Here is a 19,897-nt window from a genome sequence, read left to right as displayed (position 1 = left end):
CCCTGCAAGAGTGTCTCAAAGATCCATAATCAGACATTCCGGGAGTACGTCCGTGGCAGTCCTTGCCCGCTGGTGTGTCCGACGCCGCCTCGTCACCGTCCTGCTCTGGCTGCTCGCGTCGGCCGGCGTCGCCGCCGCCGCGGTCGTCACCGGCAGCTCGTACTCCAACGACTACGAGGTGCCCGGCACCGAGTCCAGCCGCGCCTCGAAGCTCCTGGCCGCCGGGTTTCCCGGCCTCGGCGGCGACAGCGACACCGTGGTCTGGCACACCGCGGCCGGCTCGGTGCGGGCCGCCGCCGTCGAACAGACCATGACCGAGGCGCTCCGCGACCTCGCCGCGCTGCCCGGCGTGGCCGCCGTGACCAGCCCCTACGACGATCCCGAGACGGACCGGATCAGCGCGGACGCGCACACCGCCTACGCCACCGTCGCCTTCGAGGCAGGGGCCGGCGACATCGCCGAGGCCGACGCGCGGGCCGTCGCCGACACCGCCCGGGCCGCCGCGACCGACGGACTCCAGGTCGAACTGGGCGGCAGCGCCGTCGCGGTGACCGAGGCGCCCGGCGGACACCTGGCCGAGGCCGTCGGGGTGGCCGTCGCCGCCGTCGTCCTGTTCCTCGCCTTCGGCTCGCTCGCCGCGGCCCTGCTGCCGATCGCCACCGCGCTGGTCTCCGTCGGCACCGCCTACGCCGGCATCACCCTGCTCGGCCACGTCATGACCGTCGCCGACTTCGCGCCGATGCTCGGCATGCTGATCGGGCTCGGCGTCGGCATCGACTACGCGCTGTTCCTGGTCACCCGGCACCGGCGCGGCCTCAAACGCGGCCTGGGCCCCGCCGAGGCCGCCGTGCACGCGGTACGCACCACCGGCCGCGCGGTCGTCTTCGCGGGCGCCACCGTCTGCATCGCCCTGCTCGGCATGCTGGTGCTGCGGCTGAGCTTCCTCAACGGGGTCGCGGTGGCCGCCGCGCTGACCGTCGTCCTCACCGTCGCCGCCGCCGTCACCCTGCTGCCCGCCCTGCTCTGCTGGGCCGGCCCGCGCGCGCTCAGCCGCCGCGAGCGCCGCCGGCTCGCCGAACACGGACCCGAGCCGGTCCTGCCCACCGGACTCGCCGCCCGCTGGTCCGCCTTCGTGGAACGCCGCCCCAAGGCCCTCGGCGCCGCCGCGCTGCTCGTCGTCGCCGTCCTCGCGCTGCCCACCCTCGGCCTCCGGCTGGGCACCTCCGACCAGGGCAACGACCCGCGCGGGAGCACCACCCGGGCCGCCTACGACCTGCTGGCCGAGGGCTTCGGCCCCGGCGTCAACGGGCCGCTCACCCTGGTCACCGAGGTCGGCGGCGCCGAGGACCGGCTGGCCCTGGACAACCTCGACGCCACCCTGCGGGCCACCGCGGGCGTCGCCTCGGTGACGCCGGTGACCTTCGACTCCGGCGGCGACACCGCGTATCTGACCGTCGTACCCGAGTCGGCCCCGCAGGCCCGGGCCACCAGCGACCTGGTGGACCGGCTGCGCACCGAGGTGCTGCCGCGCGCCGAGCGGGGCACCGCGCTCGACGTGCGGGTCGGCGGGATGACGGCCGGGTACGACGACTTCGCCGACGTCATCGTCGGCAAACTGCCGCTCTTCGTCGGCGTCGTGGTGGGCCTCGGCGGGCTGCTGCTCCTGTTCGCCTTCCGGTCGGTCGGCATCCCGCTGAAGGCCGCCGCGATGAACATCGCCGCCGTCGCCGGATCGTTCGGCGTCGTGGTGGCCGTCTTCCAGTGGGGCTGGGGGAGCGAGGCGCTGGGCCTGGGCCGCGCGGGCCCGATCGAACCGTTCCTGCCCGTGATCATGGTCTCGGTGCTCTTCGGACTCTCCATGGACTACCAGGTCTTCCTGGTCAGCCGGATGTACGAGGAGTGGCTGGAGACCGGCGACAACCGGCGCGCGGTCCGGGTCGGTCTCGCCGAGACCAGCCGGGTGATCAACTCCGCGGCGGTCATCATGATCGCCGTCTTCCTCGCCTTCGTCCTCGCCGGCGACCGGGTGATCGCCATGTTCGGCATCGCGCTGGCCGCCGCCGTCGCCCTGGACGCCTTCGTACTGCGCACCCTGCTGGTGCCCGCCCTGATGCACCTGCTGGGCCGCGCCAACTGGTGGCTGCCCGGGTGGCTGGCGGCCCGGCTGCCCCGGATCAGCATCGAGCCGCCCGAGTGCCGCGCCGCGCATGAGAGGCTCACCGGCGTAGTGAGCCAACTGCGTAAGGAGCAGGACCGGGATGTACGCGATACCGCTGGGTGACGACGGAGCCGAACTGCGTCCCCTGGAGCCCTGGCACGCCGAGGAGTTCCTGGCCCACCTGGACCGGGGACGGGAGTTCATCACCCGGCACATCCCGTTCGGCAGCCAGGCCACCGACCCCGCCTCCGCGCGGGCACTGCTCACCTCGTACGCCGACAAGCGCGCCGCCGACCGCGGCTTCCTGCACGGGCTGTGGCTGGACGGCAAGCTGGTCGGCGGGCTGCTGTTCCGGGTCTTCGACGCCGCGGCCGGCCTGTGCGAGATCGGCTGCTGGCTGGAACCGGCCGGTACCGGCAAGGGCCTCGTCACCCGCGGCGCCCGGGTGCTGATCGACTGGGCGGTCGACGAGCGCGGGATGCACCGGGTGGAATGGCACGCCTCGTCCGCGAACCTCCCCAGTGTGAACGCCGCGCGGCGGCTGGGCATGACCCGCGAGGGCGTGCTCCGGGAGCATCACCCGTACCGTGGGGTGCGCCAGGACATCGAGATATGGGCCGTGCTCGCGCCGGAATGGCGTGCGGCACGTGCGCGTACCTCTCACAACGATCATTAAGGGACCTCTCAGAGAGCGTCCGTACGGTGCGAGACATGGGAACCAAGACAGTGGACGAGACCGGCGCCGCGACGAAGGCGGACGCGCACGAGGAGAACGCCACCGACGCCCCCGGGGCCAAGGAGGAATCGCAGGTCACGGAGGGGTCGCAGGTCACGGAGGGTGATGCGGCCGAGGACGCCTCGGACGCCGAGGACGCCGCGGACACCGAGGCTGCCGAGGACGCCGACGCCGCCAAGGAGGACGGTCCCTCCGGGGTCGGGCAGGGCGCCGGCGCGGTGGTCTCCGCCGGGCTCGGCATCGTGTCGCTGACCGGCAGCTGGGTCGGCACCGTGGCCTCCGCCCGCCAGGCGGTCCTCGGCCAGCTGGCGACCACCTCGTCCTCCGACGTCCAGACCATGCTGGAGAAGGGGTACGGCGACGCCTGGCAGGCCACCGCGCTCTGGGGCGGCGTCTTCGCGCTCGTCGCGCTGATCGTCGGCGTCGTGGTGCTGGCCCGGCCCGCGTTCGGCGCGCCCGGCAAGCCGCAGCCGGCGTGGATCAAGTCGGTCTCCTGGGCGGGCGTCGCCCTGGGTGTCATCGGCCTGATCCTGGCCGTGCTCAAGTACACCGACATCCTGCTGGCGGTGCCGTCCGCGGGCTGACGGCGACCGAGCCTTCTGAGGGGCCTCAAGGACGACCACGCGCGTCCTTAGGGCCCCTCAGCCGTGTCTGAGGCCCGTCCCGGGCGCCAGGATGCGCAATCCGCCCGATGCGCGCCGGCCCCCCGCGCGGCGAGGGTTGGGGAGTCGCGATGGACCACCACCGCCGACACCGACGCTCTCACCGGGGGAAGTGCCATGTTCCAGTACCACGGCCAGTACGAGATCCATCAGTACCGTCACGCCGACCTGGTCCGCCGCGCCGCGCACGCGCGGCTGGTCCGTGCCGCGCTGCGGGCCCGGCGCGCCGAGCGGCTGGCGGCGCGGTGGAGTGCCGCCGGGGCCGGGAGCGACCCCGGCCGGCTGCGCCGGCACCGGTTCGCCAGGGCGGCGTGACGGCCGGCCGTGAAATCCGGTGCCGCGGTGTCAGTCCCCCGTGCGATGCTCGGCGGTGTGCAGAACAGGTCCGTCAGTCCCGTGTTCGTCGGCCGCGCCGACGAGTTGGCCGTGCTCGACGACGCGCTCACCCGGGCGAGCGCCGGGAAGGACGCCGGGACAGCCGCCGGGGGCGAGCCGCAGGCGCTGCTGCTCGGCGGTGAGGCCGGGGTCGGCAAGACCCGGCTGGTCGAGGAGTTCGCCGCCGGCGCCCGGCGCCGGGGTGCCGTCGTCGCCGTCGGCGGCTGCGTCGAGATCGGCGCCGACGGGCTGCCGTTCGCGCCGTTCTCCGCCGTCCTGCGCGCCCTGCGCCGCGCCCTGCCCGCGGACATGGCCGAGGCCGCCGCCGGCCAGGAGGAGGAACTCGCCCGGCTGCTGCCCGAACTGGCCGAGCAGCCGGCCGCCGCCCGCTCCGCCCGGCCCGACGAGGAGAGCACCGCCCGCCTCTTCGAGCTCACCGCCCGGTTCCTGGAGCGGATCGCCGCCCGGCAGCCCGTCGTCCTGGTCCTGGAGGACCTGCACTGGGCCGACGCCTCCACCCGCCATCTGCTCGCCTACCTGCTGCGCACCCTGCGCCGCGGCCGCCTGGTGGTGCTGGCCACCTACCGCTCCGACGACATCCACCGCCGCCACCCGCTGCGCCCGCTGCTCGCCGAGCTGGACCGGCTGCGCACGGTGCGCCGCGTCGACCTGGCCCGCTTCACCCGCGCCGAGGTGGCCCGGCAGATCGCCGGCATCCTCGACGACGAACCCGACCTGCGCCGGGTCGACGACATCTACGAACGGTCCGACGGCAACGCCTTCTTCGTCGAGGAACTCGCCGTCGCCGCCCGCGAGGGCTGCTGCGACGGCCTCACCGACTCACTGCGCGACCTGCTCCTGGTCCGGGTCGAGGCGCTGCCCGACTGCGCCCAGCGGGTGGCCCGGATCGTCGCCGAGGGCGGCTCCACCGTCGAGCACCGGCTGCTCGCCGCCGTCGCCCGGCTCACCGAGGACGACCTCGACGGGGCGCTGCGGGCCGCCGTCAACGCCAACCTCCTGCTGCCCGCCCCGGACGGCGACGGCTACCGCTTCCGGCACTCCCTGGTCCGCGAGGCGGTCTCCGACGATCTGCTGCCCGGCGAGCGGGCCCGGCTCAACCGCCGCTACGCCGAGGCCCTGGAAGCCGGCCCGACGCTGGTCCCCGCCGACCAGCGGGTGACCCGGCTGGCCAGTTACTGGTACCGCGCGCACGTCCCGGCCAAGGCCCTGCCCGCCGTCCTGGACGCCTCCGTCGAGGCCGGCCGCCGGCACGCGTACGCCGAGCAGCTCAGGCTCCTGGAGCGGGCGATGGAGCTGTGGGACCAGGCCCCCGAGGAGGTCCGCGCGGACCCGTGCCCGCTGAACGGCCCCGAGACCCGCCGGGCCTACGGCTGCGATCCGGAGGTCACGGCGCTGACCTTCCTGGACGTGATGGCCGAGGCCGCCGTCGCGGGCCGGCTGAGCGGGGAGCGGGAGCGCGCCCTGAAGATCACCAAGCGGGCGCTGAACCTGCTGGAGGAGGAGCCGGACCCGCTGCGCGCCGCCTGGTTCTGGACCCAGCGCTCCGTCCTGATCCAGGCCCAGGGCCGCGGCGACGGCTGGCACGAGCTGGGCATCGCCCAGGACCTGGTGCGCGGCCTGCCGCCGTCCGAGGTGCACGCCGAGGTGCTGTCCATGGCGGCCAACTGGTCGATGCTGCGCGACCCCGGCCCGGCCGCCGTCACCGCCGCCGAGCGGGCCGTCGAGTACGCCCGGATGGTCGGCGCCGCCGACATCGAGCTGAATGCCCGGCTCACGCTCGGCGGCCTGATGGTCGACGCGGGCCGCACCGAGGCCGGGCTCGCCCAGATGCGCGAGGTCCAGGAGCGGGCGACCGCGGGCGGCCGGTCCGCCGTGGCGGCCCGCGGCCACATCAACCTCCCCTCCCACCTGGAGGGCATCGGCCGCTCCCGGGAGGCGGTCGCCCTGCTGCGCCGAGGGGTCGAACTCACCCGTGCGGCAGGGCTGCTGGAGTCCGAGGCATGGGTGTGGGGCAACCTCGCCGAGTCACTGATCTCGCTGGGCGACTGGGACGAGGCGGTACAGGCCGCCACCCGGGCCCGCACGGTCACCCTGGCCCCCAAGCCGCGCGGCAGCGCCCTGCTCCACCTCGCCGCCGTCGGCCTGGCCCGCGGGGACACGGCCGGTGCCGCCCGGCTGCTCGCCGAGGCCCGCGCCACCTTCGGCGCCCATGACCCGATACCGCAGAACACCGTGCCGCTGGCCACCCTGACCGTGGGGATCGCCGCCGCCGAGGGCCGCCCGGCCGAGGCCCGGGCCGCGCTGTTCCGCGCCCTGGACGCCGGTTTCCCGCCCGGCACCCAGCGGTACGCCTGGCCGCTGCTGGCCGCCGCCGTCCGCGCGCTGCCCGCCGCCGAGGAGGGCCGCGCCGAGGTGCTCGCCCGCCTTCGCCCGGCCGCCAGATCGCTCACCACCGGCACCCCCGTCTGGCACGCCTACGCGGAGTGGGTGCGCGCGGAACTCGCCCGCGCCGAGGGCCGCGACGCCCTGGCGGTCTGGACCGACGCGGTCACCGCCTTCGAGGCCCTGGAGCGCCCCTACGACCTGGCCCGGGTCCGCCACCGGCTGGCCGAGGCCCTGCTCACCGCCGGCGGCGACGACGAACGGGACCGGGCCGCCGAACTGCTGCGGCTCGCCGGTGCCGCCGCCGACCACCTGGGCGCCCGCCCGCTCGCCGACGCGGTGGCCCGGCTGGCCCAGCGCGCCCGGCTCGCCCTCGGCCACCCCGGCGAGCCCGCCGACCCGGCCGGCCGGCTCGGCCTGACCGCCAGGGAGCGCGATGTGCTGCGGCTGGTCGCCGACGGCCGCACCAACCGCCAGATAGCGCAGGAGCTCTTCATCTCCCCGAAGACCGCCAGCGTCCACGTCTCCAACATCCTGGCCAAACTCGGCGTCTCCGGCCGCGGCGAGGCCGCCGCCCTGTCCCACCGGCTGGGGCTGTTCCCGCCCGTCTCCCCGCCGGTTCCGCTCGCCTCGGGCACGGCGGGCTGAGACGTACGCTGGAGGACACGGCCGAGGAGGTCATGTGTTCAACGCTTTCGAGGATCTGTTCGCACCCGGTCGCAAACACACCCGGGACGAGCAGAACCGGCTGGAACTGACCCGGGAGGACGTCGGCGACGGCGATCCCGGGCACGGCCCGATAGACCTCACGTCCGGGAAGGTCGTGGTACGGCCGCCGAAGCCCCGTGACCCCGGCGCCGGGCCCGACGGGGAGTGAACGGGCGGGCGGGGCCGCTCAGGTCACCGTCAGCTCCAGGATCCGGTCGTCGCCCTGCCCGGGATCGCCCCGGCCGTCGGTGTTGCTGGTCACCAGCCACAGCTTGCCGTCGCCCGCCGCGACCACCGTACGCAGCCGGCCGTACTCGCCCTTGAGGAAGGACTGCGGATCGGCCGCCGCCTTCGTGCCGTCCAGCGGGACGCGCCACAGCCGCTCGCCCTTCAGCCCCGCCATCCACACCGACCCCGCGGCGTAGGCGATGCCGCTCGGGGAGGCGTCGTCGGTGCCCCACTGGGCGACCGGGTCCTGGTAGGCGTCGTCGTCGGAGCGGCCCTCCGCCTCGGGCCAGCCGTAGTTGTCGCCCGGCGTGATCGCGTTCAGCTCGTCCCAGGTGTCCTGGCCGAACTCCGAGGCGAACAGGCGCTGTTTGCCGTCCCAGGCCAGCCCCTGCACATTGCGGTGGCCGTAGGAGTAGACGGGGGAGCCGGCGAACGGGTTCCCGGGCGCGGGCTCGCCCTCCGGGGTCAGGCGCAGGATCTTGCCGCCCAGCGCCGCCTTGTCCTGGGACAGCCCCGTGTCACCGCTCTCGCCCGTACCGACGTACAGCATCCCGTCCGGGCCGAAGGCGATCCGGCCGCCGTTGTGGATGAAGCCCTTGGGGATGCCCTTGAACACCGTGTCCGGGGCGCCCAACTGCTCACCGGCCGGTTTGCCGGCGTCGTAGAGCATGCGGACGATCCGGTTGTCGGAGGCGGAGGTGTAGTAGGCGTAGACCATCCGGTCCGCGGCGTAGTCGGGCGACAGCGCGATGCCGAGCAGCCCGCCCTCCCCGGCCGGCGACACCCCGGACACCTCGCCGAGCACGGTCTTCCTGCCGGTGTCCGGGTCGACCCGGGTGATCGTACGGTCGTCCCGGGAGGAGACCAGCAGGCCGCCGTCGGGCAGCGGGGCCAGGCCCCAGGGGCTGTCCAGGCCGGTGGCGACGGTACGGGTCACCTCCACCGAGCCCTTCGCGGGGGGCGTCGGCTCGGCGGACCGCCCGGCGGGCGAGGACGGCGCGGACGTACTCGTGGCGGAGGCGCTCGTGTACCGGCCGTCCGGTCCGTCCCCGTCGCCCGAGGAGCAGCCGGCCGTCAGCAGCAGCGCGGCGGCGGCCAGCACGGCCGGCCCGGCTCGACGTTCCACGATCATGGTCCCTTCGACGCGGGGTCTCTCCCTGTCATACACCGCTCGTGGCCCACAGGTTCCCGTTCCCCCGATCCCGAACCGGCCCCGACGTCAGTCCCAGGAGCCCACCGCGCCCGGCAGCGCCGCCACCTCCGTCAAGTCCTCCGGGGTCAGCCGCAGCGCCGCGGCGGCGGCGTTCTCCGTCACCCAGCGCTCCCGCTTGGCGCCCGGCACCGGGATCACCTGCCCGCCCTGCGCCAGCACCCAGGCCAGCGCCACCTGGGCGGGCGTCACGCCGCCGCCGTGCCGGGCGGCGACCCGGCGCAGACCGGCCACTATCGGCTGGTTCGCGGCCATCATCTCGGCGGTGAAGCGGGGATGCCGGGCCCGCAGGTCGTCCGGCTCGAAGCCCTCGCCGGGCGTCAGCGTGCCGGTGAGGAAACCATTCCCCAGCGGCATCGCGGCCAGGAACCCCACCCCGCGCGCCGCGCACCACGGCAGCAGCGCCTCCAGCGCCTGTGGCGACCACACCGACAGCTCGGCCTGCACCGCGCTCACCGGGAACACCTGCTGCACCCGCTCCAGTTGCCGGATCGTCGCGTCGTGCAGCCGGGCCCCCGCCCGCCGCGACGAACGGGCGCCCACCGCGCACAGCCCGAGCGCCCGCACCTTCCCGGCCCGGACCAGCTCCGCCATCGCGCCCCAGGTCTCCTCCACCGGGACCTCGGGATCGGCCCGGTGCAACTGGTAGAGGTCGATCACGTCGGTCTGGAGGCGGCGCAGCGAGGCGTCGCAGGCCCGCTTCACATAGCCGGGGCGGCCGTTGGCCACGACGTGCTGGTCCCCGACCAGCAGCCCGACCTTCGTCGACACGAAGGCGTCCGGCCGCCGCTCCCTCAACACCCGCCCCAGCAGCAGCTCGTTGGTGAACGGGCCGTACATGTCGGCGGTGTCCAGCAGACAGGAGCCCAGGTCCAGCGCCCGGTGCACGGCCCTGAGCGACTCGTCGCCGCGCTGCCGGGAGGTGCTGTACGCCCAGCTCATCGGCATGCACCCGAGTCCGACGGCGCCCACCGCGAGTGCCGCCGCGCCGATCGTCCTGCGCTCCACGTGGTCGTGCCCCCCTCCTGTGGCCACCCCAACCTAACCTCTGCCGGTCAGGGCCCCTGACATAGCCTCCTGGCATGACTGCTGAAGTGTGGCTGCCCATCCCGCCGGACGAGATCGAAGGGCTCCCGGACGGGCCCAGGTACCTGTTCTGGGACGGCGGCGACGACGGTGACCAGGACTTCCCCGGCGACCCCGCGCGCTGCGCCTTCTACGTCGTGCCGTACATGAAGCGCCAGCCGGTGCGGGTCCGGCCGCTGGAGCGGCTGAGCCACGTCCAGGTCGTCCAGACGCTCACCGCCGGTGTCGACGACGTCATGGCCGAGGTGTCCGCGATTCCGCCCGGCGTCCGGCTCTGCAACGCCCGCGGTGTGCACGAGGCCAGCACCGCCGAACTCGCCCTCACCCTGACCCTCGCCTCGCTGCGCGGCGTCCCCGGCTTCGTCCGCGCCCAGGACCAGGGGGAGTGGCGCGGCGGGTTCCGGCCCGCGCTCGCCGACAAGAACGTGCTCGTCGTCGGGTACGGCGCGATCGGCGCGGCGATAGAGGACCGGCTCGTGCCCTTCGAGGTCGCGCGGGTGGCGCGTGTCGCGCGCTCCGCCCGCACCACGGAGCGCGGCCCCGTGCACCCACTCGCCGAGCTGCCCGCCCTGCTCCCCGAGGCGGACGTCGTCATCCTGTCCACGCCGCTCACCGAGGACACCCGGCACCTGGTGAACGCCGGTTTCCTGGCCCGGATGAAGGACGGCGCCCTGCTGGTCAACGTGGCCCGCGGCCCGGTGGTCGACACCGGGGCGCTCCTCGCCGAGCTGGAGACCGGCCGGCTCACCGCCGCCCTCGACGTCACCGACCCCGAGCCGCTGCCGCCCGGGCACCCGCTGTGGCAGGCGCCGGGCGTGCTGATCAGCCCGCACGTCGGCGGCCCCACGTCCGCCTTCCTGCCGCGCGCCAAGCGGCTGCTGGCCGACCAGCTGACCCGTTTCGTGAACCAGGAGCCGCTGCGCAACGTGATCCTGACGACGGGAGCTCCCGGCGCGTGACGCGGGGCACCGAGTGTCACCGGCGCGTATTTCACGCCGTATTGGCGCGCAGGGCGCGCGCGTAGCGACAACGGCGCACTCCGCTTCGGGCACCCTCCGCGTTCCTTCGGGAGCAGTGGGTACCCGCATATCCGCTGGTCGTCACGGAGCGTAGAGAACCTATGTCCCTGAGTGACGAGACTGGTGTATCGTCCCGACGAGGGGTTGCGCCGCGCACCGTTCGGCGCCGGGGACGGACATGGAGACTGCGAGGGGGGCGACGGGCGATGCACGGCCTATGGACCAACGATCCGACGCGGCGGAGCCGCTGCCGACGGCCCTGGTGCACGGCGGCGCGCAGACGCGGTCGGCACGGCCACCACGGCGGCCGGCACGGTCATCACCACCACCGCGGCCACCATCACCACAGCCACAGCCACAGCCAGCGCGGCCATCAGCAGCGCAGGCCCGGCGGCCGTCGCGGGCCGGCCGGCCCGGCGCGGACCGGGAGGCCCCGGTGATGTCGCCACCGTCTCCCGCCCCCGTCCTGGACGGAGCGCCCCGGGCGCACCCCGGGCCCGCCCCGCGGCCGGCCCTGCCGCCGGCCCGGCCCGGTGGGTCCAGGCTGGCCGGCCAGCTGCTCCTCGCGCTGGTCTGCGCGGCCTACGCGATCGGCTCCGCGCTCGGCTGGGGCTCGCACCGGCTCGCCCTGTTCATGGGCGACTTCGGACTGGGCGCCGCGGCCGCCGTCGCGGCCGTCTCCTGCTTCCTGCACGCCCGCGGCCGCCACGTCCGCTTCCGGCCGGCCTGGCTGCTGTTCGCCCTCTCCTCGGCGATGGCCTGCGCGGGCAACGCGGTCTGGGGATGGTACGAGGTCGTCCTGCAACGGCCGGTGCCCAGCCCCAGCTACGCGGACCTGTTCTTCCTGTGCTTCGCGCCGCCCGCCATCGTGGGCCTGCTGGTGTTCGCCAAACGGCCGGTGACCAAGGCCGGCTGGGTCTGCCTGGGCCTGGACGCCTGGCTGATCGGCGGCTCGCTGCTGACCCTGGCCTGGAGCCTGGCGCTGGCCCAGGCCGCTGAGGCGGACGGGTCCAGCGTGGCGCACACCGCGCTCTCGCTGGCGTACCCGCTGCTCGACATCGCCCTGGTCAGCATCGTGCTCGCGCTGCACTTCCGGCGCTCCCCGGTGTACCGGTCCGCGGTCAACACCGCGATCGGCGCGCTGGCGCTGACGGTGATGTGCGACGCCCTGTTCACCTCGCCGCTGCTGCACAACGACTACCGCTCCGGTCAACTGCTCGACGCCGGCTGGTTCGCCGGTTCGCTGCTGCTGGCGTACGCCCCCTGGGCCGCCGCGCGGCCCGGACCGCGGCCGGCCGCCGAAGGACCCGAAGCGGCCGGCGGACCCGATGGGACGGACGAACCCGACGGGCACACCCGCGTGGTGCACGAGCACGTCCCCGGACAGCGCGTCACCGCCCGCCGGCCGGTGCCCGCCCCCGGCGCCGAGCCCAGCCGCTACCCGCCGGCCGCCCGGCCCATCGCCGGGTCGCTGGCCGCCCTGACGCCCTACCTGGCCGCCGCCGTCTGCACGCTGAGCATCCTGTACAACGTGCTGAACGGCCACAGCGTCGACCGCGTCGTCCTGCTGACCGGGGGCACGGTCGTCCTGGCGCTCGTGGTGCGCCAGGGCATCATGCTGCTCGACAACATCACCCTCACCCAGGAACTGGCCCAGAAGGAGAACCACTTCCGCTCCCTGGTGCAGGGCTCCAGCGACGTCATCATGATCGCCGCGCCCAACGGTGTGCTGCGCTACGTCTCCCCGGCCGCCGCCGGGGTCTACGGCCGCCCCGCCGAGGAACTCGTCGGCGGGGAGCTGGCCGACCTGATCCACCCGGAGGACCTGGGCTGCGTGGTGCACGAGGTGCGCCGCTTCCTGGCCGCCGATCCCGTCGAGGAACCCACCACCCGCATCGAGTGCCGCTTCCGCTCCGGCAGCGGGGGCGGCTCCCGCTCCTGGGGGTCCTCCCGCCCGGGCGAAGCCGGCGGCGGGGCGGACGCCGGGAGCGGGGGAGGCTGGCTCAACGTCGAGTCCACCGTCAACCGGCACCACGGCGGCCTGATCTTCAACAGCCGGGACGTCACCGAGCGGGTCCGCCTCCAGGCCCAGCTCCAGCACAACGCCGAACACGACCCGCTCACCGACCTGCCCAACCGGGCCCTGTTCACCAAGCGCGTCCAGCAGGCGCTGTCCGGCCGCCGCGCCTCCGACCGGGGCGCCGCGCTGCGCGGCACCGCGGTCCTCTTCATCGACCTGGACGGCTTCAAGGCCGTCAACGACACGATCGGGCACCAGGCCGGGGACGAACTGCTGGTCCAGGCCGCCCGCAGACTCCAGGAGGCGGTCCGGCACGGCGACACCGCCTCCCGGCTGGGCGGCGACGAGTTCGCGGCCCTCATCGTCGGAGACGGCGGCAGCCGGGACCGGGCCGCCCGTGAGGGACACATCCTGGAGCTCGCCGACCGCCTCAGGCTGACCCTCTCCCAGCCCTACCTCATCGACGGCAACGACGTCCGGGTCAACGCCTCCATCGGCGTCGCCTTCGCCGAACCCGGCCTCGGCGCCGGTGAGCTGCTGCGCAACGCCGACCTGGCGATGTACCGCGCCAAGGCGGCCGGCAAGGGCCGCGTCGAGCTGTACAAGCCGCAGATGCAGCAGGACGTGGTCCGCAAGGCCGAGCTGGCCGGGCGGCTGCGGGCCGCGCTGCACGACGGCGAGTTCACCCTGCTGCACCAGCCGGTGGTGTCCCTGGCCGACGGCCGGATCGTGTCGGTCGGCGCCCAGCCGCGCTGGCGCTCCTCGCAGGGCGTCCTGTTCACCCCCGCCGAGTTCCTCCGGGTGGCCGACGAGGGCGACCGGACCGCCGAACTCGACCGCTGGCTGCTCCAGGAGGCGGTCGAGCAGGCCGCCGAACGCGCGGCGGCCGGCGTCGGCGCGCCGGTGGCCGTCCGGATCGGCGCCCGCCGGCTGCTGGACCGCTCGATGCCGCTGGGCTCGGTGGAGTCCCTGCTGACCCGCTACGGGCTGCCGTCCGGCTCCCTGGTGATCGAGCTGTCCGACATCGACCCCCGGGTCCCCGTGGACGAGCTGGAGCGCCGGCTGAACGCGCTCCGGCGGGCGGGCGTACGCATCGCGCTGGACGGCTTCGGCAGCGGCCACGCGGCCATCACGGCGCTGCGCCGGCTCCCGGTCGACATCCTGAAACTCGACCGGAACCTGGTGGAGGGCGTCGTCGAGTCCGCCCGGCTGCACAAGATCACCCGGGGCATGCTGCGGATCGCCGCCGACCTCGGACTGAAGTCCGTGGCCGACGGCGTGGACCTGCCCGAGCAGGTGGTCGCCCTGCGCGCGATGGGCTGCACGCACGGACAGGGCATGGCGTTCTCCGGGCCGCTGGACGAGCACCGGCTGCGCCGGGCGCTGGCCACCGGCCGCTATCCGGTCCCGCACGGACCGGCCGAGCCGGTCTTCGCGGGCGGCGCCGGCACGCCCGTCACCAGCGGTTTCACCAGCCAGGTCACCGGTGGCGTACCGGTCGTGCTGAGCGGCGGCACGGCCCTGCGCTCACATAATGAGACCCCTGTCCCACCCACTTGACAGTAAGTGCGTGCCGGGGGGAGGGTCAGTTCCATGCGCACCCGAATTCTCGTACTTGGTCAGCGCGTCGGCTGAAGCTGGTGACGTCCGGACAACCCGGAACTCCCAGCGACCCACACCCGGCGCGCTCCCCTCGCTTGCCTTTTGGCACGAGGGGTTTTTTGTTGCACAGGCACCTGCCGCACACCGTACAAATGTCGTCAAACCCTCAGCAGTGAATCCCTCAGCATCGAGAAGAGAATGCCGATGACCGAGCAGGCCACCGGGGCCCCTCACCCGCAGCCGCGGCCCCGATCCGGAGGACAGCCCGCCCCCGAGCACGTCACGGGCGCGCAGTCCCTCATCCGCTCCCTCGAGGAGGTCGGGGCCGACACGGTATTCGGCATTCCCGGTGGCTGCATCCTCCCGGCCTACGACCCGCTGATGGACTCCACCCGGGTCCGGCACGTCCTGGTCCGCCACGAACAGGGCGCGGGCCACGCCGCCGAGGGCTACGCGCTGGCCACCGGCAAGGTCGGCGTCTGCATGGCCACCTCGGGCCCCGGCGCGACCAACCTGGTCACGCCGATCGCCGACGCGCACATGGACTCCGTGCCGCTGGTCGCCATCACCGGCCAGGTCGCCTCCAAGGCGATCGGCACGGACGCCTTCCAGGAGGCGGACATCGTCGGCATCACCATGCCGATCACCAAGCACAACTGGCTGGTCACCGACGCCGACGACATCCCGCGGGTGATCGCCGAGGCCTTCCACGTCGCCGCCACCGGCCGCCCGGGCCCGGTCCTGGTCGACATCGCCAAGGACGCCCTCCAGGCGAAGACGACGTTCTCCTGGCCGCCGGTGATGGACCTGCCCGGCTACCGCCCGGTGACCAAGCCGCACGCCAAGCAGATCCGCGAGGCCGCCAAGCTGGTCACCGCCGCCAAGCGGCCCGTCCTCTACGTCGGCGGCGGCGTCCTCAAAGCCGGCGCCACCGCCGAGCTGAAGGTCCTCGCCGAGCTGACCGGCGCGCCCGTCACCACCACCCTGATGGCGCTGGGCGCCTTCCCCGACACCCACCCGCAGCACCTGGGCATGCCGGGCATGCACGGCTCGGTCGCCGCCGTCACCGCGCTCCAGAAGGCCGACCTGATCGTCGCCCTGGGCGCCCGCTTCGACGACCGCGTCACCGGCAAGCTGGACAGCTTCGCCCCGCACGCCAAGATCGTGCACGCCGACATCGACCCGGCCGAGATCGGCAAGAACCGCGCCGCCGACGTGCCGATCGTCGGCGACGCCCGCGAGGTCATCGCCGACCTGGTGCAGGCCGTGCAGAAGGAGCACAGCGAGGGCCGGCACGGCGAGGCCGCCGCGCCGAGGTACGCCGCGTGGTGGAAGGACTTGAACCGCTGGCGCGAGACCTACCCGCTCGGCTACGACCAGCCCGAGGACGGCTCGCTCTCCCCGCAGGCGGTCATCGAGCGCATCGGCCGGCTCGCCCCGAAGGACACGATCTTCACCGCGGGCGTCGGCCAGCACCAGATGTGGGCCGCCCACTTCGTCGAGTACGACCAGCCCGCCACCTGGCTGAACTCCGGCGGCGCCGGAACCATGGGCTACGCGGTCCCGGCCGCCATGGGCGCGAAGGCGGGGCAGCCCGACCGGACCGTCTGGGCGATCGACGGCGACGGCTGCTTCCAGATGACCAATCAGGAACTGACCACCTGCGCCCTGAACAACATCCCGATCAAGGTCGCCATCATCAACAACGGCGCCCTCGGCATGGTCCGCCAGTGGCAGACGCTGTTCTACAACCAGCGCTACTCCAACACCGTGCTGCACTCCGGCCCGGACGACGTCAACCCGGCGGCCCGCGGCACCCGGGTCCCCGACTTCGTCAAGCTGGCCGAGGCGATGGGCTGCTACGCGATCCGCTGCGAGGACCCGGCCGACCTGGACAAGGCCATCGAAGAGGCGAACTCCATCAACGACCGCCCGGTCGTCGTGGACTTCATCGTGCACGAGGACGCGATGGTCTGGCCGATGGTCGCGGCCGGCACCTCCAACGACACGATCATGGCCGCCCGGGACGTCCGACCCGACTTCGGCGACAACGAAGACGACTGAGCGAGAGAGACCGAAGAGACCATGTCCAAGCACACGCTCTCCGTCCTGGTGGAGAACACCCCCGGCATCCTCGCCCGGATCGCCGCCCTGTTCTCCCGCCGCGGCTTCAACATCGACTCCCTCGCCGTCGGTGTCACCGAACACCCCGACATCTCCCGCATCACCATCGTCGTGGGAGTGGAGGACCTGCCACTCGAACAGGTCACCAAGCAGCTCAACAAGCTGGTCAACGTGCTGAAGATCGTCGAGCTGGAGCCGGCCCAGGCCGTGCAGCGCGAACTCGTCCTGGTGAAGGTGCGCGCCGACAACGAGACGCGCTCCCAGATCGTCGAGATCGTCCAGCTGTTCCGCGCCAAGACCGTCGACGTCTCCCCGGACGCCGTCACCATCGAGGCGACCGGCAGCGGCGAGAAGCTGTCCGCCATGCTCAGGATGCTGGAACCGTACGGCATCAAGGAGCTGGTCCAGTCCGGCACGATCGCCATCGGCCGCGGCGCCCGTTCGATCACGGACCGCTCGCTGCGCGCCCTGGACCGGTCGGCCTGACCCCCGCCGGGATGCGGGCGGCCGCCCGCATCCCGAGACCCCGAACCTTCCCTTCCGCTCACCGGCATACGGTGGGACGCGACACCTGCACACAAGGAGAGAACCCAAAGTGGCCGAGCTGTTCTACGACGCCGACGCCGACCTGTCCATCATCCAGGGCCGCAAGGTCGCGGTCATCGGGTACGGCAGCCAGGGCCACGCCCACGCCCTGTCGCTCCGTGACTCCGGCGTCGACGTGCGCGTCGGTCTGCACGAGGGCTCCAAGTCCAAGGCCAAGGCCGAGGAGCAGGGCCTGCGCGTGGTGAGCCCCGCCGAGGCCGCCGCCGAGGCCGACGTCATCATGATCCTGGTCCCGGACCCGATCCAGGCCGAGGTCTACGAGAAGGACATCAAGGACAACCTGAAGGACGGCGACGCGCTGTTCTTCGGCCACGGCCTGAACATCCGCTACGGCTTCATCAAGCCGCCGGCCGGCGTGGACGTCTGCATGGTCGCCCCCAAGGGCCCGGGCCACCTGGTGCGCCGCCAGTACGAGGAAGGCCGCGGCGTGCCCTGCATCGCCGCCGTCGAGCAGGACGCCACCGGCAACGGCTTCGAGCTGGCCCTGTCGTACGCGAAGGGCATCGGCGGCACCCGGGCCGGCGTCATCAAGACGACCTTCACCGAGGAGACCGAGACCGACCTCTTCGGCGAGCAGGCCGTGCTCTGCGGTGGCACCGCGGCGCTGGTGAAGGCGGGCTTCGAGACGCTGACCGAGGCCGGCTACCAGCCGGAGATCGCTTACTTCGAGTGCCTGCACGAGCTGAAGCTGATCGTGGACCTCATGTACGAGGGCGGCCTGGAGAAGATGCGCTGGTCGATCTCCGAGACCGCCGAGTGGGGCGACTACGTCAGCGGCCCGCGGATCATCAACGCGGACACCAAGGCCGAGATGAAGAAGATCCTCGGTGAGATCCAGGACGGCACCTTCGCCAAGAACTGGATGGACGAGTACCACAGCGGTCTGAAGAAGTACAACGAGTACAAGAAGCAGGACAGCGAGCACCTCCTCGAGACCACCGGCAAGGAGCTGCGCAAGCTCATGAGCTGGGTCGACGAGGAGGCGTAAGCCTCAGGGGGACGGGGCCGGAGCGCATCGCTCCGGCCCCGTCGTCCACCTGTTGTACAACCCGGCCCACCACGGACGGGTGATCCTTCCGCAGTGGCGTAAGACGACGCCCTGGGCGCCACTACACTGCTGCACTACATACGCGTCAGGCCCACAGCGTCGTGCGTCTTCCACGCGGTAGCCAACCTCCACCGCATGCGGCCGTCGGGACGGCCGTCCGCATTGGACTTGTGAGGACTCACGTGAGCTCGAAACCTGTCGTACTCATCGCTGAAGAGCTGTCGCCCGCGACCGTCGACGCGCTCGGTCCGGACTTCGAGATCCGGCACTGCAACGGCGCGGACCGCGCCGAACTGCTGCCCGCGATCGCCGACGTGGACGCGATCCTGGTCCGCTCCGCCACCAAGGTCGACGCCGAGGCCATCGCCGCCGCCGGCAAGCTGAAGGTCGTCGCCCGCGCCGGTGTCGGTCTGGACAACGTGGACGTCTCCGCCGCCACCAAGGCCGGCGTGATGGTCGTCAACGCCCCGACCTCCAACATCGTCACCGCCGCCGAGCTGGCCTGCGGCCTGATCGTCGCCACCGCCCGCAACATCCCGCAGGCCAACGCGGCGCTGAAGAACGGCGAGTGGAAGCGCAGCAAGTACACCGGTGTCGAGCTGGCCGAGAAGACCCTCGGGGTGGTCGGCCTCGGCCGCATCGGCGCGCTGGTCGCCCAGCGGATGTCCGCGTTCGGCATGAAGGTCGTCGCCTACGACCCCTACGTGCAGCCCGCGCGGGCCGCCCAGATGGGCGTCAAGGTCCTCACCCTGGACGAGCTGCTCGAGGTCTCCGACTTCATCACCGTCCACCTGCCCAAGACCCCTGAGACCCTCGGCCTGATCGGCGACGAGGCGCTGCGCAAGGTCAAGCCGAGCGTCCGCATCGTCAACGCCGCGCGCGGCGGCATCGTCGACGAGGAGGCGCTGTACTCGGCGCTCAAGGAGGGCCGGGTGGCCGGCGCCGGCCTCGACGTGTACGCGAAGGAGCCCTGCACGGACTCCCCGCTGTTCGAGTTCGACCAGGTCGTCGCCACCCCGCACCTCGGTGCCTCCACCGACGAGGCGCAGGAGAAGGCCGGCATCGCGGTCGCCAAGTCGGTGCGGCTCGCCCTCGCCGGTGAGCTGGTCCCGGACGCGGTCAACGTCCAGGGCGGCGTCATCGCCGAGGACGTCAAGCCGGGCCTGCCGCTCGCCGAGCACCTCGGCCGGATCTTCACCGCGCTGGCCGGCGAGGTCGCCGTCCGCCTCGACGTCGAGGTCTACGGCGAGATCACCCAGCACGACGTGAAGGTGCTGGAGCTGTCCGCGCTCAAGGGTGTCTTCGAGGACGTCGTCGAGGAGACCGTCTCCTACGTCAACGCCCCGCTGTTCGCCCAGGAGCGCGGCGTCGAGGTCCGGCTGACGACCAGCTCGGAGTCGCCGGAGCACCGCAACGTGGTGACGGTGCGCGGCACCCTCGCCAGCGGCGAGGAGGTGTCGGTCTCCGGCACGCTGGCCGGCCCCAAGCACCTCCAGAAGGTGGTCGCCGTCGGCGAGTACGACGTGGACCTCGCGCTCGCCGACCACATGGTCGTCCTGCGCTACGAGGACCGTCCCGGTGTCGTCGGCACGGTCGGCCGCATCCTCGGTGAGGCGGGCATCAACATCGCCGGCATGCAGGTCGCCCGCGCGACGGTCGGCGGCGAGGCGCTGGCGGTGCTGACGGTGGACGACACGGTGGGCGCCGCGGTGCTCGGTGAGGTCGCGGCGGAGATCGGCGCGACGTCCGCTCGATCGGTCAACCTCGTCTGAGGTGACCGCCGGTGGGGGGGGGGGGGGGCCCCCGCCCCCCCCCCCCCCCCCCCCCCCGCCCCCCCCCCCCCCCCCCCCCCCCCCCCCCCCCCCCCCCCCCGGCGGGGGGGAGACGAACAGGGGGGGGGGGGGGGGGTCGT

General features: G+C 73.4%; 14 protein-coding genes. 12 read left to right on the top strand and 2 right to left on the bottom strand.

The features are described from left to right. Nucleotides 1-52 precede the first annotated feature (52 nt). The 6 genes from AB0G32_RS35925 (at nucleotide 53) to AB0G32_RS35900 (ending at nucleotide 7,211) form a co-directional block, all read left to right on the top strand. The gene (locus AB0G32_RS35925) at nucleotides 53-2,281 is read left to right on the top strand and encodes an MMPL family transporter (protein ID WP_361173526.1); all 2,229 of its coding nucleotides are present in this window, start codon (nucleotides 53-55) and stop codon (nucleotides 2,279-2,281) included. After that, the gene (locus tag AB0G32_RS35920) at nucleotides 2,259-2,834 is read left to right on the top strand and encodes a GNAT family protein (protein ID WP_361173523.1); all 576 of its coding nucleotides are present in this window, start codon (nucleotides 2,259-2,261) and stop codon (nucleotides 2,832-2,834) included. The genes AB0G32_RS35925 and AB0G32_RS35920 overlap by 23 nt, the downstream gene beginning before the upstream one ends. A 35-nt stretch (nucleotides 2,835-2,869) precedes the next feature. After that, nucleotides 2,870-3,478, top strand: a complete 609-nt coding sequence (locus AB0G32_RS35915) for a hypothetical protein (protein ID WP_361173520.1) — start codon at nucleotides 2,870-2,872, stop codon at nucleotides 3,476-3,478. 195 nt (nucleotides 3,479-3,673) lie between these two features. Beyond that, the gene (locus AB0G32_RS35910; RefSeq protein WP_361173518.1) at nucleotides 3,674-3,871 is read left to right on the top strand and encodes a hypothetical protein; all 198 of its coding nucleotides are present in this window, start codon (nucleotides 3,674-3,676) and stop codon (nucleotides 3,869-3,871) included. A gap of 45 nt (nucleotides 3,872-3,916) precedes the next feature. Further along, a complete protein-coding gene (locus AB0G32_RS35905; RefSeq protein WP_361173576.1) occupies nucleotides 3,917-6,982 on the top strand; it encodes an AAA family ATPase in 3,066 nt (1,021 codons plus the stop codon). 34 nt (nucleotides 6,983-7,016) lie between these two features. Next, nucleotides 7,017-7,211: a DUF6191 domain-containing protein gene (locus tag AB0G32_RS35900; protein WP_361173515.1), complete on the top strand. Its 195-nt coding sequence runs from the start codon at nucleotides 7,017-7,019 to the stop codon at nucleotides 7,209-7,211. A gap of 18 nt (nucleotides 7,212-7,229) precedes the next feature. Here AB0G32_RS35900 and AB0G32_RS35895 read toward each other — a convergent pair whose 3' ends face one another. Together AB0G32_RS35895 and AB0G32_RS35890 are read right to left on the bottom strand one after the other, a co-directional pair. Beyond that, a complete protein-coding gene (locus AB0G32_RS35895) occupies nucleotides 7,230-8,402 on the bottom strand; it encodes a PQQ-dependent sugar dehydrogenase (protein WP_361173512.1) in 1,173 nt (390 codons plus the stop codon). An 87-nt stretch (nucleotides 8,403-8,489) separates the two neighbouring features. Beyond that, complete coding sequence (locus AB0G32_RS35890; protein ID WP_361173573.1) at nucleotides 8,490-9,488, bottom strand: aldo/keto reductase; 999 nt, start codon at nucleotides 9,486-9,488, stop codon at nucleotides 8,490-8,492. 74 nt (nucleotides 9,489-9,562) lie between these two features. Here AB0G32_RS35890 and AB0G32_RS35885 point away from each other — a divergent pair, with 74 nt between their 5' ends. From AB0G32_RS35885 to serA, 6 genes are all read left to right on the top strand, one after another. Further along, nucleotides 9,563-10,525 carry a 2-hydroxyacid dehydrogenase gene (locus AB0G32_RS35885; RefSeq protein ID WP_361173509.1) on the top strand — a complete coding sequence of 321 codons (963 nt, stop codon included), beginning with the start codon at nucleotides 9,563-9,565 and terminating at the stop codon, nucleotides 10,523-10,525. 499 nt (nucleotides 10,526-11,024) lie between these two features. Next, on the top strand, nucleotides 11,025-14,165 hold the full coding sequence (locus AB0G32_RS35880; RefSeq protein ID WP_361173506.1) for an EAL domain-containing protein: 3,141 nt from the start codon (nucleotides 11,025-11,027) through the stop codon (nucleotides 14,163-14,165). Nucleotides 14,166-14,411: 246 nt separating this feature from the next. After that, the gene (locus tag AB0G32_RS35875) at nucleotides 14,412-16,271 is read left to right on the top strand and encodes an acetolactate synthase large subunit (RefSeq protein WP_361173503.1); all 1,860 of its coding nucleotides are present in this window, start codon (nucleotides 14,412-14,414) and stop codon (nucleotides 16,269-16,271) included. 21 nt (nucleotides 16,272-16,292) lie between these two features. After that, entirely contained in the window at nucleotides 16,293-16,817 is a 525-nt protein-coding gene (ilvN, locus tag AB0G32_RS35870; RefSeq protein ID WP_189419818.1) for an acetolactate synthase small subunit, read from the top strand. Between the two features lie 109 nt (nucleotides 16,818-16,926). Further along, nucleotides 16,927-17,925: a ketol-acid reductoisomerase gene (gene ilvC, locus AB0G32_RS35865; RefSeq protein ID WP_361173499.1), complete on the top strand. Its 999-nt coding sequence runs from the start codon at nucleotides 16,927-16,929 to the stop codon at nucleotides 17,923-17,925. A 242-nt stretch (nucleotides 17,926-18,167) separates the two neighbouring features. After that, nucleotides 18,168-19,757, top strand: a complete 1,590-nt coding sequence (gene serA, locus AB0G32_RS35860; protein ID WP_361173496.1) for a phosphoglycerate dehydrogenase — start codon at nucleotides 18,168-18,170, stop codon at nucleotides 19,755-19,757. Nucleotides 19,758-19,897 lie beyond the last annotated feature (140 nt).

This window comes from Streptomyces sp. NPDC023723, from assembly GCF_040639815.1.
GTDB lineage: Bacteria > Actinomycetota > Actinomycetes > Streptomycetales > Streptomycetaceae > Streptomyces.
This window is presented reverse-complemented; position numbering and strand designations above follow the sequence as displayed.

Excerpts from the sequence above, each read along its gene's own strand:
- AB0G32_RS35920 (WP_361173523.1), top strand. The coding sequence starts at position 2,259 with ATGTACGCGATACCGCTGGGTGACGACGGAGCCGAACTGCGTCCCCTG.
- AB0G32_RS35915 (WP_361173520.1), top strand. The coding sequence starts at position 2,870 with ATGGGAACCAAGACAGTGGACGAGACCGGCGCCGCGACGAAGGCGGAC.
- AB0G32_RS35910 (WP_361173518.1), top strand. The coding sequence starts at position 3,674 with ATGTTCCAGTACCACGGCCAGTACGAGATCCATCAGTACCGTCACGCC.
- AB0G32_RS35905 (WP_361173576.1), top strand. The coding sequence starts at position 3,917 with ATGCTCGGCGGTGTGCAGAACAGGTCCGTCAGTCCCGTGTTCGTCGGC.
- AB0G32_RS35895 (WP_361173512.1), bottom strand. The coding sequence starts at position 8,402 with ATGATCGTGGAACGTCGAGCCGGGCCGGCCGTGCTGGCCGCCGCCGCG.
- AB0G32_RS35885 (WP_361173509.1), top strand. The coding sequence starts at position 9,563 with ATGACTGCTGAAGTGTGGCTGCCCATCCCGCCGGACGAGATCGAAGGG.
- AB0G32_RS35880 (WP_361173506.1), top strand. The coding sequence starts at position 11,025 with ATGTCGCCACCGTCTCCCGCCCCCGTCCTGGACGGAGCGCCCCGGGCG.
- AB0G32_RS35875 (WP_361173503.1), top strand. The coding sequence starts at position 14,412 with ATGACCGAGCAGGCCACCGGGGCCCCTCACCCGCAGCCGCGGCCCCGA.
- ilvN (WP_189419818.1), top strand. The coding sequence starts at position 16,293 with ATGTCCAAGCACACGCTCTCCGTCCTGGTGGAGAACACCCCCGGCATC.